At 61.5% G+C, this 17,867-nt stretch carries 15 protein-coding genes; 9 read left to right on the plus strand and 6 right to left on the minus strand.

The genetic code is table 11. The features are described 5' to 3' along the window. Positions 1-33: 33 nt before the first annotated feature. From ACIROW_RS11065 to ACIROW_RS11080, 4 genes are read right to left on the minus strand one after another with little or no spacing between them, the layout of a single operon-like run. A complete protein-coding gene (locus ACIROW_RS11065; protein ID WP_402275208.1) occupies positions 34-1,602 on the minus strand; it encodes a sugar ABC transporter ATP-binding protein in 1,569 nt (522 codons plus the stop codon). Positions 1,603-1,648: 46 nt separating this feature from the next. Then, the gene (locus ACIROW_RS11070; RefSeq protein WP_402275210.1) at positions 1,649-1,987 is read right to left on the minus strand and encodes an L-rhamnose mutarotase; all 339 of its coding nucleotides are present in this window, start codon (positions 1,985-1,987) and stop codon (positions 1,649-1,651) included. A 10-nt stretch (positions 1,988-1,997) separates the two neighbouring features. Further along, the gene (locus tag ACIROW_RS11075; protein WP_402275212.1) at positions 1,998-2,774 is read right to left on the minus strand and encodes an SDR family oxidoreductase; all 777 of its coding nucleotides are present in this window, start codon (positions 2,772-2,774) and stop codon (positions 1,998-2,000) included. Positions 2,775-2,827: 53 nt separating this feature from the next. Beyond that, complete coding sequence (locus ACIROW_RS11080; protein WP_402275214.1) at positions 2,828-4,105, minus strand: L-fuconate dehydratase; 1,278 nt, start codon at positions 4,103-4,105, stop codon at positions 2,828-2,830. 524 nt (positions 4,106-4,629) lie between these two features. Between ACIROW_RS11080 and ACIROW_RS11085 the strand changes: the two genes are divergently transcribed. Together ACIROW_RS11085 and ACIROW_RS11090 are read left to right on the plus strand one after the other, a co-directional pair. Next, the gene (locus ACIROW_RS11085; protein WP_402275216.1) at positions 4,630-5,760 is read left to right on the plus strand and encodes a porin; all 1,131 of its coding nucleotides are present in this window, start codon (positions 4,630-4,632) and stop codon (positions 5,758-5,760) included. A 130-nt stretch (positions 5,761-5,890) separates the two neighbouring features. Beyond that, on the plus strand, positions 5,891-6,745 hold the full coding sequence (locus tag ACIROW_RS11090) for an IclR family transcriptional regulator (protein ID WP_402275218.1): 855 nt from the start codon (positions 5,891-5,893) through the stop codon (positions 6,743-6,745). A gap of 68 nt (positions 6,746-6,813) precedes the next feature. Here ACIROW_RS11090 and ACIROW_RS11095 read toward each other — a convergent pair whose 3' ends face one another. Next, positions 6,814-7,485, minus strand: a complete 672-nt coding sequence (locus ACIROW_RS11095) for a hypothetical protein (protein WP_402275221.1) — start codon at positions 7,483-7,485, stop codon at positions 6,814-6,816. A 338-nt stretch (positions 7,486-7,823) separates the two neighbouring features. On the opposite strand from ACIROW_RS11095, the gene ACIROW_RS11100 reads away from it, so the two are divergent. From ACIROW_RS11100 to ACIROW_RS11125, 6 genes are all read left to right on the plus strand, one after another. Then, entirely contained in the window at positions 7,824-8,510 is a 687-nt protein-coding gene (locus tag ACIROW_RS11100) for a TetR/AcrR family transcriptional regulator (protein WP_402275223.1), read from the plus strand. Next, positions 8,510-9,652, plus strand: a complete 1,143-nt coding sequence (locus tag ACIROW_RS11105) for an efflux RND transporter periplasmic adaptor subunit (protein WP_402275225.1) — start codon at positions 8,510-8,512, stop codon at positions 9,650-9,652. The genes ACIROW_RS11100 and ACIROW_RS11105 overlap by 1 nt, the downstream gene beginning before the upstream one ends. Positions 9,653-9,655: 3 nt before the next feature. Beyond that, complete coding sequence (locus tag ACIROW_RS11110; RefSeq protein WP_402275227.1) at positions 9,656-12,871, plus strand: efflux RND transporter permease subunit; 3,216 nt, start codon at positions 9,656-9,658, stop codon at positions 12,869-12,871. Between the two features lie 152 nt (positions 12,872-13,023). Next, positions 13,024-13,671, plus strand: coding sequence for a protein-L-isoaspartate O-methyltransferase (locus tag ACIROW_RS11115; protein WP_402275229.1), 648 nt, complete (start codon positions 13,024-13,026; stop codon positions 13,669-13,671). A 9-nt stretch (positions 13,672-13,680) separates the two neighbouring features. Beyond that, the gene (locus ACIROW_RS11120; RefSeq protein ID WP_116436498.1) at positions 13,681-14,004 is read left to right on the plus strand and encodes a rhodanese-like domain-containing protein; all 324 of its coding nucleotides are present in this window, start codon (positions 13,681-13,683) and stop codon (positions 14,002-14,004) included. 149 nt (positions 14,005-14,153) lie between these two features. Beyond that, entirely contained in the window at positions 14,154-15,461 is a 1,308-nt protein-coding gene (locus ACIROW_RS11125) for a TolC family outer membrane protein (RefSeq protein WP_402275231.1), read from the plus strand. An 18-nt stretch (positions 15,462-15,479) separates the two neighbouring features. On the opposite strand, the gene ACIROW_RS11130 is transcribed toward ACIROW_RS11125, so the two are convergent. Further along, positions 15,480-16,112, minus strand: a complete 633-nt coding sequence (locus ACIROW_RS11130) for a TetR family transcriptional regulator (protein WP_402275233.1) — start codon at positions 16,110-16,112, stop codon at positions 15,480-15,482. Between the two features lie 509 nt (positions 16,113-16,621). Between ACIROW_RS11130 and ACIROW_RS11135 the strand changes: the two genes are divergently transcribed. Then, the gene (locus tag ACIROW_RS11135) at positions 16,622-17,863 is read left to right on the plus strand and encodes an efflux RND transporter periplasmic adaptor subunit (RefSeq protein ID WP_402275235.1); all 1,242 of its coding nucleotides are present in this window, start codon (positions 16,622-16,624) and stop codon (positions 17,861-17,863) included. Positions 17,864-17,867 lie beyond the last annotated feature (4 nt).

Genomic DNA, 17,867 nt, shown 5'->3' on the forward strand with positions numbered 1-17,867 from the left:
GTGGATTGGGAGTAGTTGCCATGATCGTCTTCTTCAATGTGTGGTGGTAGCGGCGGTCGAGGCAGCGACGGCGGAGGGACGCTGCGTGGCCAGTTGCATGATCTTTTCCTGCGAGGCTTCGGCGGCGCTGAGTTCGCCGGTGATGCGGCCTTCGCACATGACCAGCACACGGTGGCTCATGCGCAGGACTTCCGGCAGCTCGGAGGAAATCATCACGATGGCCTTGCCTTGTTCTGCCAGGGTGTTGAGCAGCTTGTAGATTTCGCTCTTGGCGCCGATGTCGATGCCGCGCGTCGGTTCGTCGAAAAACAGGATGTCGCAGTCGCGCAGCAGCCACTTGGCGATCACGATCTTTTGCTGGTTGCCGCCGGACAGGAGGCGCGCCGGCTGGTCAATGGATGGCGTCTTGATCGAGAGCTGGCGTACATAGCTTTGCGCCGTGCTGCGGATCGCGGCCTGGTCGAGGAACAGACCCTTTTTCAGGAAGCGGTTCATGCTCGACATGACCACGTTGGCCTTGACGTCGAGACCGGTGGCCAGGCCGAAGTGCTTGCGGTCTTCCGACAGATAGCCGATGCCGTGGGCGACGGCGTCGGACGGCGACTTGATCACGGCCTTGCCGCCATGGATGAAGATTTCGCCGGCGTCGAGCGGATCGGCGCCGAAGATGGCGCGCGCGACTTCGGTTCGACCGGCGCCCATCAGACCTGCAAAGCCGAGGATCTCGCCCTTGCGCAACTGGAAGCTGACGTCGCGGATCGCATGGCCGCGCGTCAGACCCTTGACCTCCAGCACGATCTTGTTGTCGCCGGCGTTGGCGATGACCGGACGCGCACCGTCGAGCTGACGGCCGACCATCATGCTGATGATGGTGTCGATCGGCGTCTCTTCGGTGGGCACGGTAGCGATGTATTTGCCGTCGCGCATGACGGTGACGCGATTGGAGATGCGGCGCAGCTCGTCCATCTTGTGCGAGATATAGACGATGCCGACGCCCTGCGTTTGCAGGTCGCGGATGATGCGGAACAGTTCGTCGATCTCGGCGTTGTTGAGCGCGGCGGTCGGCTCGTCCATGATCAGCACGCGCGAGTTGAAGGACAGCGCCTTGGCGATTTCCACCATCTGCTGCTTGGCCACGGTCAGCTCGCCGACCTGGGTGCGCGGATCGAGCTTCAGGCGCATGCGATCGAAGATTTCGGCGGTCTGGCGATTGAGCGTCTCTTCGTCGAGAAACATGCCGAACCGTCCGCGCGGCTCACGGCCGATGAAGATGTTTTGCGCGGCGCTCAGGTGGTTCATCAGGTTGAGCTCCTGATGGATGATGCCGATGCCGAGCTCCTGCGCCGCACGCGGGCCGTCGATGTCGACTTCCTTGCCGTCGACGAAGATGCTGCCTTCGTCTTTCTGGTACACGCCTGACAGGATCTTCATCAGCGTCGATTTGCCGGCGCCGTTTTCGCCCATGAGCGCGTGCACTTCGCCCGGCAACAGGTCGAGCTGACAATTGTCCAGCGCCAGCACGCCGGGGAAGCGTTTGGTTACGTTGCGCAGAGAAATCAGGTATCCCGATTCGTTTGCGGTCTCTGTTTGTTCTGATTGCATGCCTGCCTCTTGATGCAAGTCGGTTATCCGTCTTTGCGGGTTACCCTCACTGCGCCGTCAGGTCGAATATCTTCGCCATCGGCACCCATTTCTCTCCTTGCGGCGTCCACGGCGTCGGCGCCTGGAACTGCCACATCAGCGTTTCCCATTCCTGTACCTTGGGGTTGCTTTGCATTGCCCGCGCCATCGCCGCTGCATCATAGACGGCGTCGTCGGTGTCCATGATCATCGTCATGCGCGTGCCGAGCCGGTAGATCTCCATGCCGGTCACGCCGTGCACGCTCAGGTGCGCGGCGATCTCCGGCCAGATGCGACGATGATGTTCTTCGTAGCGCGCGATCAGCGCCGCGTCGTCTTTCAGGTCGAGGGCGAGGCAGTAACGCATGGCTCGCTCCTCAGCTCAGCGCGCGGTCGAGGTGGGTGTAGCCGCCATCGACAAATACCCATTGCCCGGTAGTGTGCGCCGCGCGATCCGACAACAGGAAGACCGCCGTGTCGGCCATCTCTTCCGAGGTCGTGAAGCGCTTGCCGAACGGAATCTTGCTCGTGATCGAGGCCAGCTTCTCCTCCGGATTGTCGAAACTGGAAATCCATTTTTCGTACAGCGGCGTCATGACTTCGGCCGGGATCAGCGCATTGACGCGCACGCCGTCGTTGGCCAGCGCGGCCGCCCATTCGCGCGTGAGCGACAGTTGCGCGCCCTTCGATGCGCAATAGCCGCTGGTGTTGCCCTGGCCGGTGACGGCGGTCTTGGACGACACGTTGACGATGGCGCCGCGCGTGGCCTTGAGGTGCGGTACGCAGTAGTGCGCCATGACGTAGTAGTGGATCAGGTTTTTTTCCAGCGATTGCATGAATGCGGCGCGGCCGGCGTCGAGGCCGACGCTGTCGTTGATGCCGGCGTTGTTGACGAGTCCGTCGAGATGGCCGAATGCGCGCAAAGTCTCGGCCACTGCTTGCTCACACTTCCCTTCATCGGTCAGGTCGAGCAGGAAGAAGCGTGCCTGCGGTTGCAGTTTCAGCAATTTTTCCCGAAACGCTTCGTTCGGCTCGCTTTTGCCGAATATCACGGGAATCGCGCCTTCTGCGGCCAGTTGCAGCGAGATCGCGCCGCCGATGCCCGAGGCGCCGCCGGTGACGATCACGACCTTGTCTTTGAGATGTAAATCCACGTTTGTCTCCGTGTTGCGATTGTGTCGATCGCTATTGTTGTCTTGTTTTTTAATCAGCCGCGAAAGCGATATTGCTCCAGCGATTCGGGCTTCATCGTAATCGAGAATCCCGGCGCGGCCGGCGGCATGTAGGCAGCCCCTTTGACCACGCAGGCATCGATAAAGTGCTCATGCAGGTGATCGACGTATTCGGTCACGCGTCCTTCGGTAGTGCCGGAAATGCAGACGTAGTCGATCATCGACAGATGCTGCACGTATTCGCACAGGCCGACGCCGCCGGCGTGCGGGCAGACCGGCAGCTTGTACTTGGCCGCCATCAGCAGCACTGCCAGGATTTCGTTGACGCCGCCGAGTCGGCAGGAATCGATCTGCACCACGTCGATGGCGCCGCGCATGATGAATTGCTTGAACAGCACGCGGTTCTGGCACATCTCGCCGGTGGCGACCTTGACGGCGCCGATGCCTTCGCGGATCTTGCGATGGCCTTCGACGTCGTCCGGGCTGGTCGGCTCTTCGATAAACCATGGCTTGACGAAGGCCAGCTCATTGACCCATTCGATTGCCTGGTCGACTTCCCACACCTGGTTGGCGTCGATCATCAGGTGACGATCCGGGCCGATGACTTCACGCGCGATGGTAACGCGGCGCTTGTCGTCGGCGAGGTCGCGACCGACTTTGAGCTTGATGTGGTTGAAGCCGCCGTCGATGGCTTCTTTGCAAAGCCGGCGCAGCTTGGCGTCGTCATAACCCAGCCAGCCGGCCGAGGTGGTGTAGCAGGGATAACCGTTCTGCTCCAGCAGGCGGATGCGTTCGGCCTTGCCGGGCGCCTGTGCGCGCAGCAGCGCCAGCGCTTCGTCGGGCGTGATGCAGTCGGTGATGTAGCGGAAGTCGATGCTGCGCACCAGTTCTTCCGGCGACATGTCGGACACCAGTTTCCACAGCGGCTTGCCTTCAGCCTTGGCCCACAGATCCCAGACCGCATTGACGACGGCGCCGGTGGCGAGATGGATCGCGCCCTTGTCCGGGCCGATCCAGCGCAGCTGGCTGTCGGAGGTGATATAGCGCCAGAAGCGTCCCATGTCTGCACTGACCCAGGCCAGGTCGAGGCCGACCACCAGATGCTCCATCGCCTTGATGGCGGCGCAGCAGATCTCGTTGCCGCGACCGATGGTGAAGGTCAGGCCGTGGCCTTCGAGGCCGGACTGGTCGGTTTCCAGGATCACGTAGGCGGCGGAGTAATCCGGATCCGGATTCATGGCGTCGGAGCCGTCGAGCGTCTTCGAGGTCGGGAAACGTACATCCAGTACGCGCATGGAAGTGATGGTGGTCATCGTCTCTGTAGATAAATGGGATGTTAAGAACAAATGTCAGTGAAGCCTGTAGATACGAGCAGGCTTGCGCTTTCTTGCCGCGCGGCCCTTCTCCTGTCTCCGCAACGCATTCGCATCGCCTTTATTGCACCTGACCTTGCCGGGCCGAAGCTGCCCTTGGCAGGTCATGAAATGTGGCGATTATTGCACGCAGCTTAAAATTCATCAATAAAATTCTATTTTATATTTGAGTTTACTTTGCTACTATCGCTTCGCCGGAGACTACAACGGAATCACGTACCGCCGAGTGATAACCAATAGATAGTGGAGAGATATCAAAACATAGATAGCTCCCAGGCAATATTTCTTTGATATTTTATTAAAATTAAATTTTACAAATAAAAATAAAACAAGGAAGGAGGCCAGAGAAACCCACGCATTTCCCTTGCGGCAACGCCAGGTCCCGGAAAACTGTACGCAGTACGGACGAAACACGAACACGCAGTCACCAACAACCATAAATGAAGACACATACGGAGATCCTCATGCAGACAATCACATCCATCGTCGCGACCAGCGGCAACCGCGCACCGCGCGGCGCATCCTCATTCAAGCTCGCCGCCGTCGCCGGCGCGCTGCTCGGCCTGGCCGGCGCAGTGCAGGCGCAATCGGCGGTCACGGTCTACGGCCGTGTCGACGCCGGCGTAGACTATCAATCCAACGTCGCCACAGCCGGCGGCGGCAGCGGCAGCCTGTGGCGCGCCTCCGGCAACCAGTGGGGCACCAGCATGATCGGCTTCAAGGGCACGGAAGACCTGGGCTCGGGACTGAATGCCTTCTTCCTGCTCGAGTCCGGCTTCGACGCCACCAAGGGCTCCACCAACGGTACGGCGCTGTTCAACCGCCGCTCCTACGTCGGCCTGTCCGGCAGCGCCGGCTCGCTGAAGTTCGGTAAGAACCTGTTCATCGACAATGACGTCTGGTTCCTCGATCCGACCGGCCAGCAATTCATCGGCACCGCCACCTTGGTGCGCGGCCGCAACTGGCAAGGCGCTGACAATGTGATCGAATACCAGACGCCGACCTGGGGCGGCTTCAATGCCACGTTCCAGACCGCGCTCGGCGAACAGGCCGGCTCGATCAAGAACAAGCGCAAGGACGGCGTCTCGCTGGTGTATCAAAACCAGGGACTTGAGCTGCGCGCGATCTATGATCTGATCCGCGACAGCAACGGCAAGTACGGCAGCGGCCTCAACTCTGATGGCACCCGCAATACGGTCTTCGATACCTCGAAAGAACTGATCCTGGGCGGCACCTACACCATCGACAAACTCAAGCTGTTCCTCGGCTACGAAAACCTGCGCGCACCGGACGTTGCCCCGGGTTCGCCGGACAAGGTCAATCATTACTGGCTGGGTGCGAACTACCAGGTCACGCCTGCGTTGACGCTGATCGGCTCGGTGTTCCGCGTGAACGTCAACAACGGCGGCGGCAACGCCAACCTGTTCATGGCCGGCGCCAACTATTCGCTGTCCAAGCGCACCTTGCTGTATGTGGGCGCTGGCACGGTCCGCAACAGCAGCACCGCCAACTTCTCGGTCGAGGCCACCAACAACAATCCGTTGCCGGGCCAGAACCAGAACGGCGCCTACGCCGGCATCAGCCATTCGTTCTAAGTTAGTCGGGCGTAACTCCCTGAAACCGGTAAAGCCGCATGAATGCCGGTTTCAGGGATAAAATGCGCAACAAGACGGATTTGCGCAAAACGACAAACATCCGCAATCCTTTTCCTCATTCAGCCTGCCCATGCCAAGAACCAAGAAAATCGTCCCTGACGCAGACTTGGAAGCCGTCGCCGAGGCTTCCGCCAACGACAGCGCCGCCGATACCGGCAAGGCGCGCTATGCCGCGCCGGCGCTGGACAAGGGGCTGGACATTCTGGAGCTGCTCAGCAAGTCCGAGCAGATGTTGACGCTGAACCAGATCTCCAGGCAGCTGGGGCGTAGCGTCAATGAAATTTTCCGCATGGTGGTGACGCTGGAGCAGCGCGGCTACCTGATCGCCGACAACGACCAGTACCGCCTGTCACTCAAGCTGTTCGAACTGGCGCACAACAACCAGCCGATCCGTTCGCTGGTGAGCACGGCGCTGCCGCACATGCGCGAGCTGGCCAACCGCACCATGCAATCGACCCATCTGACCGTCTATGAAGCCGGCCGCGTGATCGTGGTGGCGCAGGTAGACAGCCCGGAACGCTGGGCCTTCGGCCTGAAGGTCGGCGCGCTGGTCAGCCTGACCGACACCGCATCGGGCCACGTGCTGCTGTCGTTCCGCGACGAAGCGGAGCGCGGCCGCATGCTGGCGGCGCACGTGCGCATGGACGGCGAGCAGGAAATCGACCACGCGCAACTGTTGCGCCAGATCGCCGAAACCCAGGAGCGCGGCTACTCGCGCATGGAAAGCCGCCAGATCCGCGGCGTGGTGAATCTCTCGTATCCGGTGCTGGGCGCCAATGACCGCATGCTGGCGGCGCTCAACGTGCCCTACATCGAACGCATCGACAAGAAGGTCAATCCCAGCCTCGATGAAGTGCAGAACATCGTGCAGGAAATCTCGGCTCGACTATCAAAGCTCATGGGCAGCAGCAGCTTCGGCACGTAGACTTCCGGTCCGCGCCAATAAAAAAGCCAGGCATCGCGGCCTGGCTTTTTGTTTGATGCATGCAGCGTTCAACCGCCCTGCGACACCTGATCGCGATTGAGCGTCGGCAAGCTCTTGCCCTTGTTGTATTCCACCGCCGCGTTGGTGAGGTTGTAACGCGTGTAGGCCTTCATCAGATCGTCCATGAAATCCGACTCGCCCTTGACCAGCCGCCAGGCGCCGCGGGCGTCCTGCTCTTCCACGTAGCTGCCGAGGCCATCGTAGACCACGCTGACGGCGCGCGGCTTCTGCTCTTCCTTGAACTCGGTCAGGAAGCCGCGCATGTCATAGCCGCCCTTGCCGCGCATGAAGGTGTCGATGGCTGACTCCATCGCCGCGTCGCGATCGGTCAGCGCCTTGGTGTGCGCCTGGGTCAGCAATTCGCTCACGCCGGGATTGTCGGTGATGAGCATGTCGAACTTGCCGCTGCGGTCGTCGCCTTCTTCCAGCACGTATTTTTTCTTGGTCGGCAGGATGCGCAGCTTCGGCGGCACGTTGATGCCGTAGCGGCCGATCAGGCCGCCCAGCGCCATCGTCAGCGCCGGGCTGACGTCGGCCTTGGCGGCGCCGCTGAGGCCGTCGACGCTGCCGCGCGTGGCCATCATCTGGGCGAAACCGATGTCGTCGTTTTTGGCGTACGCCTTCGCCGATGTCGGCGACGCCGTGTTGTTGATGAAAAACTGGTTGTTGATGCTGTCCATTGCCGCTCTCCTACGGATTGCCGGGACCGCTGCTGCCGCCCGGCTGCCTGTAAGTTGCCAATACGTTGCCGGATTGACAATTTCGTCCGATTTTTTGGCAATACCTGCCTGATTTTCCTATTGTAAGAGCCTTTTGTCTGTTCCGTTTGCAAGGACACCGCCGCATTCACCGCTTTATTCCCCGAATCCGGCGTTTCGTCGCAAACCGCTGTCGGCAGGGCCGGCGCACCTTTACCCTGCTTTACTCACTCTACCCCGGCGCGCTTCTTGACGATATGACGGTTGCCACTTACATTGCTGACTCACCGGTAACTTACTGGCGGCGCCGCCGCTTCGCCATGGCTCAGCCCTCAAAATTCCCGCCCGTCCCAAAAGCCTCTCGCACCGCCCCAGACGTTTCCCCACGCGGACCGCGCTGGGAGCGTCGCAAGGAAGCGCGCCCGCAGGAATTGCTGGCCGCTGCGCTGGACATCTTCGTCGAACGCGGCTTCGCGGCTGCGCGGCTGGAAGACGTCGCCGCCCGCGCCGGCGTCTCCAAAGGCACGCTCTATCTCTATTTCGACAGCAAGGAAAGCCTGTTCAAGTCGGTCGTGCGCACCAACATGCTGCCGCTGCTGGAAGAGGCCGAAGACATGGTTGACCGCTACGAAGGCCATAGCGCCGACTTGCTGCGCGACCTGATCCTGGGCTGGTGGGCCTCGGTGGCGGATACAAAATTAAACGGTATTTCCAAACTGATGATGGCAGAATCCGGCAACTTCCCCGAACTCGCGCAGTTCTACCATGCCGAAGTCATCACGCGCTGCAACGCCACCATCGTGCGCATGCTCGAGCGCGGCATCCGGCGCGGTGAATTCCGCGCCATCGATGCCGAGCACATGAAGCGCGTGATCGTCGCGCCGGTGCTGATGCTGATGCTGTGGAGCCAGTCGTTCGGCCCGTGCGCCATCGAGCCGGTGGAGCCCGGCGCCTATCTCGACAATTTCATCGACCTTTGCCTGAACGGCCTGCTGACCAAACCCTGATGACACTTTCCTTCTTTAAACGCCGCTCGGTCCTGATCGTATTGCTTGTGCTGGTGCTGCTGATCGCCTTCATGGCGCTACGCAAGCGCCCGGCCGCGCCCGCAGCTATGGCCGTGGTCGAAAAGCCAGCCCAGGTGCTGGAATTCCTGCCGGGCGACATCGCCGTGGCCCAGGTCGAAGCCTTGCGCCAGGTATTGCCGATGTCGGGCGCATTGCGCGCGCTCAACCAGGTTGCGGTCAAGGCCAAGGTCGCAGGCGAGGTCAAGGAAGTGCTTGTGCGCGCCGGTGAGGCAGTCACCCTCGGCCAGGTCCTGATCCGCATGGACACCAGCGAATACCAGGCCAAGGTCGAGCAGGCCAAAGGCTCGCTGGTCGCTTCGCGCGGCCAGCTCGACATCGCCACTAAATCGCGCGACAACAACCTGGCGCTGCTGGACAAGGGCTTCATTTCGCGCAACGCCTTCGACAACGCCGCCAGCCAGTTCGACATCGCCAAGGCCAACGTCGACACCGCGCGCGGCGCGCTCGACGTGGCGCAAAAGGCGCTCAACGACACCATCATCAAGGCGCCGATGGCCGGCCTGGTCAGCACCCGCACCATCGAGCCCGGCGAGAAGGTGTCGGTCGACAACAAGCTGCTCGACGTGGTCGACCTGCGCCAGATGGAACTGGAAGCGCCGGTGCCGACCGCCGACATCCTCAAGGTAAAACTCGGCCAGGAAGTGCTGGTGCGCGTGGAAGGCTTGCCGGACGCCGTCGCCGGCAAGGTGGTGCGCATCAATCCGGCCACGCAGTCGGGCTCGCGCTCGATCATGGTGTATGTGCGCATCGACAATCCCGACAATCTCCTGCGCGCCGGCATGTTCGCCGACGCCAGCCTTACGCTGGACAAGCGCGACGCCGTGCTGACCGTGCCGACCACCGCGATTCAGAACGAAGGCGACAAGGCCTACGTGTACACCATCGAGGACGGCAAGCTGGCGCGGCGCAATGTCGTCGCCGGGTTGCGCGGTGTCGACAGCAAAGGCAACGCGGTGGAAATCAGCAGCGGCCTGCAGGACGGCGCACGCATCGTCAAGGCCAACCTGGGCAACCTGAACGCCGGCACACCGGTCAAGATCCTGCCGGCGGCGAAGGAATAGCGCATGTGGTTCACCCGCATCAGCATCGGCAACCCCGTGCTCGCCACCATGATGATGATGGCGTTCGTGGTGCTCGGCCTGTTCTCCTACCAGCGTCTGCGCGTCGACCAGTTTCCCGACATCACCTTTCCGGTGGTGGTGGTGCAGACCACTTACCCCGGCGCCTCACCCGAGAACGTCGAGTCCGACGTCACGCGCAAGATCGAAGAAACGGTCAACACCATCAACGGCATCAACAGCCTGACTTCGCATTCGTATGAAGGCCTGTCGGTGGTGATCGTCGAGTTCGACCTCACCGTCGATCCGGCGCAGGGCGCGCAGGACGTGCGCGAAAAAGTGGCGCTGGTGCAGGCGGCCTTCCGCAAGGAAGTTGATCAGCCGCGCATCACACGCTACGACCCGGCCGACCAGCCGATCTTCTCGATCTCGGTCACCAATGATCCGAAGGCGCCCAACACCCGTCCGCGCACGCTGCGCGAGCTGACCACGATTTCCGACCAGGTCGTCAAGAAACGGCTGGAGAACGTGCGCGGCGTCGGTTCGGTGACACTGGTGGGCGGCGTCAAGCGCCAGATCAATATCTACGTCAAACCCAACGAGATGGAAGCGCTCGGTATCGGCGTCGATCAGGTCATCACCGCCGTCAAGAACGAGAACCAGGAGTTGCCGACCGGCGCGATTCGCATGGCCGACGCCGAGAAGGTGGTGCAGGTGCAGGGCCGGGGCAAGAATCCGGAAGACTTCAAGCGCATCATCGTGGCGCGGCGCGGCAGCCAGCCGGTCACGCTGGAACAGATCGCCACCGTGGTCGACGGCCAGGAAGAACAGGAAACGCTGGCGCTCTACAACGGCCAGCGCACGCTTGCGCTGGACATCCTGAAGGCGCAGGGCCAGAACACCATCGATGTCGCCGACGGCCTCAAGCAGGCCATCAAGGACATGGAACCGAACCTGCAGAAACTGTATCCCGGCGTGCGCCTGCAAGTCATCAAGGACAGCTCGCGCCAGATCCGCACCGGCGTCGAGAACGTGCGCCGCACACTGCTCGAAGGCGCCGCGCTGACGGTGCTGATCGTGTTCCTGTTCCTCAATTCCTGGCGCTCGACGGTGATCACCGGACTGACCTTACCGGTGGCGCTGATCGGTACTTTCCTGTTCATGTACATGTTCGGCTTCACCATCAACATGATCACGCTGATGGCGCTGTCGCTGTGCGTGGGCCTGCTGATCGACGATGCGATCGTGGTGCGGGAAAACATCGTGCGCCACGCCGGCATGAAGGTGCACGGCAAGTTCAAGACGCACAAGATGGCGGCGCTGGAAGGCACCGCGGAAATCGGCCTGGCGGTGCTGGCGACGACCTTCTCGATTGTTGCCGTATTCCTGCCGGTGGGCTTCATGGGCGGCATCATCGGCCGCTTCTTCCACCAGTTCGGCATCACGGTAACGGCGGCGGTGCTGATCTCGATGTTCGTGTCGTTCACGCTGGACCCGATGCTGTCGTCGATCTGGCCTGACCCCGACGTGCATGGAGAAAAACGCAAGGACGGCTGGTACGCCAAGACCATCGGCCGCGTGCTGGACCAGTTCGAACGCCTGGTGCAATGGCTGTCCGACAGTTACCAGAAACTGCTCAAGTGGTCGCTGCGGCACCGCATCCTGACGCTGGTGCTGGCGCTGCTGAGTTTCATTGCGGGCCTGGCGTTGCCGGCGGCGGGACTGATCGGTTCCGAGTTCGTGCCGCAGGCCGATTATTCGGAGAGCGGCGTGACCTTCTATACGCCGGTGGGCTCGTCGCTGGAACTGACCGAATCCAAGGTGCACCAGGTCGAAACCGTGCTGCGCCAGTTCCCCGAAGTGGTCGACACCTACAGCACCGTCAACACCGGCAATTCTCAGGGCAAGAATTACGCGACCGTATTCATCCGTCTCAAGCCGCGCAAGGAACGCCAACTGAGCACTTCGCAACTGGCGCCGCAATTGCGTGAACGTCTCACGCGCGTGGCCGGCATCACGGTCACGCACATCGGCACGCTCGACGGCGTCGGCGGCGACAACAAGCAGGTGCGCTTCAGCCTGCTGGGGCCGGACCTGGATCAGCTCGGCCGCTTGTCGGAAGAAGTCCAGACCAGGTTGCGCGCGATCCCCGGCGTGGCCGATCTCGACTCCAGCCTGAAGCCGCAAAAGCCAACCATCTCGATCGAACCGAAGCGCGACATCGGCTCCGACCTCGGCGTCGGCGTGGCGCAGATCGGCAACGCCCTGCGCCCCTTGCTGGCTGGTGAAGCCGCCAGCAGCTGGCGCGCGCCCGACGATGAGAACTACGACGTCAACGTGCGCCTGGCGCCGACCGATCGCAATACGGTCGACGATCTGTCGCGCATGATGCTGGCCAGCAGCTTCAGCAATACCGACGGTACGCCGCGCATGGTACCGCTGCGCCAGGTGGCCGACATCCGCAATACGGTCGGCGCCAACCAGATCAACCGGCGCGACCTCAACCGTGAGGTGGAGTTGTCGGCCAACGCCGCCGGCCGCTCCGCCGGCCAGGTTAATGCCGACATCAAGGTCATGCTGGACAAGGTCAACTGGCCGCCCGGCTATCGCTACCAGATCGGCGGGTCGACCAAAAGCATGAACGAATCCTTCGGCTACGCATTGGGTGCGCTGGCGTTGGCGGTGGTGTTCATCTACATGATCCTGGCCTCGCAATTCGCCAGCTTCCTGCAGCCGATCGCCATCATGTCGTCGCTGCCGCTGACGCTGATCGGCGTGTTCCTGGCGCTGATGTTTTTCCGCTCGACGCTGAACATGTTTTCCATCATCGGCTTCATCATGCTGATGGGCCTGGTGACCAAGAACGCGATCCTGCTGGTGGACTTCGCCAACCAGGCGCGCAGGGAAGGCATGGAGCGCGGGGCAGCGCTGCTGGAAGCCGCCCATGTGCGCCTGCGGCCGATTTTGATGACCACGCTGGCGATGGTGTTCGGCATGGTGCCGCTGGCCTTCGGCATCGCCGAGGGCTCGGAACAGCGCGCGCCTATGGGCCAGGCGGTGATCGGCGGGATCATTACCTCGTCGCTGCTGACGCTGGTGGTGGTGCCGGTGGCGTACACCTACCTCGACGACCTCGGCGCCTGGGTCAAGCGCAAATGGTTCGGTGCCGCAGCAGTAGCGGACGAGGCGGAGGACAACGCGGAGGACGAGCATGCGCCCTGACTATTTCCGTTTTGCAAGCATGGCGGCGGAATCGGCAAGCGATAAATTCGCTGAATTCCCCGTTAAGCCCCGGAAAGCAACACGCTGCGGCTGTCTCGCGGCCTCCGGGTTTGATAAAATGCTGCTTTTACGTCGCTATTGAGCCCACTGCCATGAATATCGAACAAGCCCGCTTCAACATGATCGAACAGCAAATCCGCCCTTGGAATGTGCTGGCGCAAGATGTACTGGACCTTCTGACCGTGGTCCGGCGCGAGGAATTCGTCCCGGCCGCACATCGCAGCCTGGCGTTCTTCGATACCGAGATCCCGTTGCCGGGCGGCGAAAGCATGCTGGCGCCGAAGGTCGAAGCGCGCATCCTGCAGGAAGCCAGCGTCAAGAAGCACGAGCAAGTGCTGGAAATCGGCGCCGGCTCCGGCTATATGGCGGCGCTGCTGGCCTCGAAGGCGCGTCACGTGACCACCGTCGAGATCGACCCTGCGCTCAAGGCGCTGGCTGAACAGAATCTGTCCGGTTATGGCGTGACCAACGTCAGCGTCGAGCTCGGCAACGGCGCCCAAGGCTGGCAAGGCGAGTACGACGTGATCGTGATTTCCGGCGCGCTGCCGTTCCTGCCGGACGCTTTCCTGAAGCAAATCAAGGTCGGCGGCCGCGTCCTGGCGATCATCGGCGAAGCGCCGGTCATGTCGCTGCAGGTGATCACCCGCACGTCCGACCAGGTCTACGACACCGTCGATGTATTTGAACTGATGGCCAAGCCTCTGCATGCGGCCAGCGAGCACTCTCACTTCACTTTCTAGGATATCTGCATGGAGCACATCACCGCACCGGAACTGGCCGCCTGGATCGCCGACCCGGACCGCCCGACACCCCTGCTGCTTGATGTGCGCGAGCCGTGGGAATTCGAGACCTGTCGCATCGATGCTGCCCAGTTGATGCCGATGAACACGATTCCCGGCCGCTTTTCCGAACTGGACGAAGAACAGCCCGTGGTGTGCATCTGCCACCACGGCGCCCGCAGCATGCAAGTTGCCGCGTTCCTGGAACGTCAGGGTTTTGCCAATGTGACCAACCTGACCGGCGGCATCCACGCCTGGGCCAAGCAGGTCGACACGGCGATGCCGACGTACTGATCCAACCCCTGTCAAGCAGCGCCAGGCCGCAGCAATATGGTCGTTTCGCGCGTCACGCGGTCCACCGTGCGCAGCGTCGGATCATTTCCGCCGCTGCGCCGCGGTGGCGCAAGCAGGGAGTTTCACTTCTTCTCCAGAGAATTCAACGTATGCGTCAAGTCCTACTCGTCCCGCTGCTGACAGCCGCCCTGCTGGGTGCTTCGGCGCACGCCGCCGCCGCCGATCTGGTGCAGGTCTATCAGCAAGCGCTGGCAAATGATCCCGTCTACCAGAGTGCGCGCTATGCGCTGCGCGCCGGTGAAGAAAAGATCACGCAAGGCCGCGCCGCCATCCTGCCGACCGTCGGCGTGGGCGGCAGCTATACGCGCTCCGGCGACACCATGCAGAATTCGTCCAACACCTATACGCTGCAGCTGACCCAACCGCTGCTGCGCTGGGCCAACTGGGAAACCTACCAGCAGGGAAAACTGTCGGTGGCCGTGAGCGAAGCGCAATTCGCCCAGGCCCAGCAAGACCTGATCCTGCGCGTCGGCCAGGCCTACTTCGATGTGCTGGCGGCGCAGGATGCGCTGGGTTTCCTGCGCGCGCAGAGAATCGCCATCTCGGAGCAACTGGCCTCGGCCAAACGCAACTTCGAGGTCGGCACCGCCACCATTACCGACACCAATGAAGCGCAGGCGCGCTACGACCTCGCAGGCGCCCAGGAAATCGCCGCGCAGAACGACCTCGAAGTAGCGCTGAGCAAACTGCAGCAGATCATCGGCCAGCCGCCGACGCCGCTGTCGGCGCTGCGCCCGAACGTGCAACTGAGCCTGCCGCAGCCGGCCATGATCGATCCCTGGATCGCCAGCGCCGAACAGCAGAATTACAGCGTGGTGGCGCAGCAGGTATCGCTGGAAATCGCCCAGAGCGAAATCCGCCGCAACCGCGCCGGCCATACGCCCACGGTCGACCTCGTGGCCGGCCGCAATTACACCAACCAGAACAGCCAGTTGACGCCGTACACCAATGGGCGCGGCTACGCCAACTCGATCGGCGTGCAATGGAATATCCCGCTGTTCTCGGGTTTCAGCGTCAGCAGCAAAGTGGATGAATCGATCGCGCTGGCCGACAAGGCTCGCTCGGATCTGGAGAATGCGCGCCGCACTGCCGTGCTCAATGCACGCCAGGCCTATCTCGGCGTGAGCAACGGTTTGTCGCAGGTGAAGGCGTATGAAGCGGCGGAAGTCTCGAGCCTGTCGGCGCTGGAGTCCAATCGTCTCGGCTACCAGGTCGGCGTACGCATCAACATCGACGTTCTGAACGCGCAGCAGCAGCTGTTTTCAACCCGGCGCGACCTGGCCCGGGCGCGTTACGACACGCTGATGAATGGATTGAAACTGAAGTCGGCAGCCGGCAGCCTGAAGGAAGAAGACCTCGCGCAGATCAACCTGCTGTTGGGCGCGCCCTCTCCCTGACAGCGCGGTTGTGCTGCCTTAGCTGAGCAGGGTCGGCGCCGTCTTGATGGCGTGGATGCAGGCGGTAAGCACGCTTTCCGCCTCCAGCTCCAGATCGAAACTGTCTGGCGAAAAGAACCAGTCGGCCAGCAAGCCGCTGAACATGGCATGCGCCATCAGGCAGGCGCGACGGATATTCAGGTTGGGCGGCAACTGGCCGCGAGAGATTGAGTTGGCGAGAATTTGCTCCATGCGCAGCATGCCTTGCATCTTGCATTCGCGCTGGCGCATCAGGATGGGATCGTTGTGGTCGACGAATTCGCACTTGTTGAAAATGATGTCGAAGACCTTGCGGCAACGTGGATCGGTCGCAGCCTGCTTGAGCACGTAGACGCCGCCCTTGATGAACTCGCCGAGCGGATCGGTGACGCGCTCGTCGGCGTTCGCTTCCATGATGGCTTCCATCGGCAGGCGCACGCGCTCGCACATGGCGTCGAACAGGTCGCTCTTGTTCTTGAAATGCCAGTAGATTGCGCCGCGCGTGACGTCGGCGGCCTTGGCGACGTCGGCCAGCGAGGTATGCGACACGCCGCGCTCGTAAAAAACTTGCTCGGCGGCATCCAGGATGCGCGAGCGGGTTTCGAGAGCTTCTTCCTTGGTCGAGCGGGCCATATCAGCAGACCGCGTAGGATGGAATGGACATAAATGTTGGGCTCATTGCAATCTCCGTGCACCTTCGTTGTGCGATAAAGACAGACTGCCGCAGTTCTCTTTGACAAAGAGACGGTTTCGCGAAAATCTGCATGTTTTGCATGTTTCTGAAAGTATCGCCGATTCATTTATAGATATATTGCGATACATCAATCAGATACATACATACAAGAATGTATGTATAATAGCACCGGATTTCAATGGCCGCTTGGGCGTTTTTACGATTGCTTTCTTTTGTTTCACCTGTCTGCTGTCTTTTCTGCACCGCAACAATTTTTGCGTTATCTTCTTGGTTCTGCCGCAGCACCCGTTATTTCAATCGCGTTTCTGTATTCATTCCGTAATTACTCCGTAATTGTTCCAAAGCTATATTCAGCAATGTCAGTAATTTAAATTCAGCAATTTAATTACCGTATTCGAATCACCAGCTGCATGTGCAGCTTCAACTCTACCTACCGTGCGAGATATTTATGAGCTCAGTTAGTCGTTTCACGCGCCTTACCCTTACCGTTGTCGCCGCAGCCGCTCTCGCAGCCTGCGGTCAAAAACCGAACGCCCCGGCCGGCGCAGGCATGCCGCCAGGCGAAGTGTCGGTCGTCACCATCGCGCCTGAGCGCATCACCATCAGCAACGAACTGCCGGGCCGCCTGGAAGCCACGCGCATTGCCGAAGTCCGCGCTCGCGTGGCCGGCATCATTCTCAAGCGCACGTTCCGCGAAGGCAGCGAAGTCAAGGCCGGCGAAGTGCTCTACCGCATCGATCCCGCCACCTTCAAAGCCAACTACGACAGCGCGCAAGCTACGTTGGCAAAGAGCCAGGCCTCGCTGACACAAGCCTCGCTGAAGGCGCAACGCTACAAGCCGCTGGTCGAAGTCAACGCCGTCAGCAAGCAGGAATATGACGACGCCGTCGCCTCGCAGAAGCAAGCGGAAGCCGATGTCGCCGCCGGCAAGGCAGCCGTGCAGACCGCCGGCCTGAGCCTGGGCTATGCCACCGTCACGTCGCCGATCTCGGGCCGCATCGGCCGCGCACTGGTGACGGAAGGCGCGCTGGTCGGCCAGGGCGATGCAACGCAATTGGCCGTGGTGCAGCAACTCGACCCGATCTATGTCAACCTGACGCAATCGAGCACCGACCTGCTCAAGCTGCAGCAAGCCATGTCCAGCGGCCAGTTGAAGACGGTCGGCAAGGACAAGGCCAAGGTCACGCTGGTGACCGACGACGGCCGTCCTTATCCGCTGCCGGGCAAGCTGCTGTTCTCGGACATCAGTGTGGACGCCACCACCGGCGCGGTGACTATCCGTGCCGAATTCCCGAATCCGAACCGCACCCTGTTGCCGGGCATGTATGTGCGCGCGCAACTTGAGCAGGCAGTCAACGAATCGGCCATCGTGGTGCCGCAACAAGCGGTCATGCGCGACCTGAACGGTTCCTCGGTATTGGTGGTCGGCGACGACAACAAGGTCGCGGCGCGTCCGGTCAAGACCGGCTCGGCGCAAGGCAACAGCTGGGTCATCACGGACGGCCTGAAAGCCGGCGATCGCGTGATCGTCGAGGGTCTTCAGAAGGCCAAGCCGGGCGCACCGGTCAAGCCGGTGCCATGGAAAGGTCCTGCCGCAGATGCTGGCGCTGCCGGCGCTGCGCCGGCCAATGCATCCGCTGCACCTGCAGCGGCGCCAGCCAAGCAGGACGCCGCAACCAAAGCTAACTAAGAGG

This window comes from Herbaspirillum sp. NPDC101397, assembly GCF_044767325.1.
Taxonomy (GTDB): domain Bacteria; phylum Pseudomonadota; class Gammaproteobacteria; order Burkholderiales; family Burkholderiaceae_D; genus Herbaspirillum.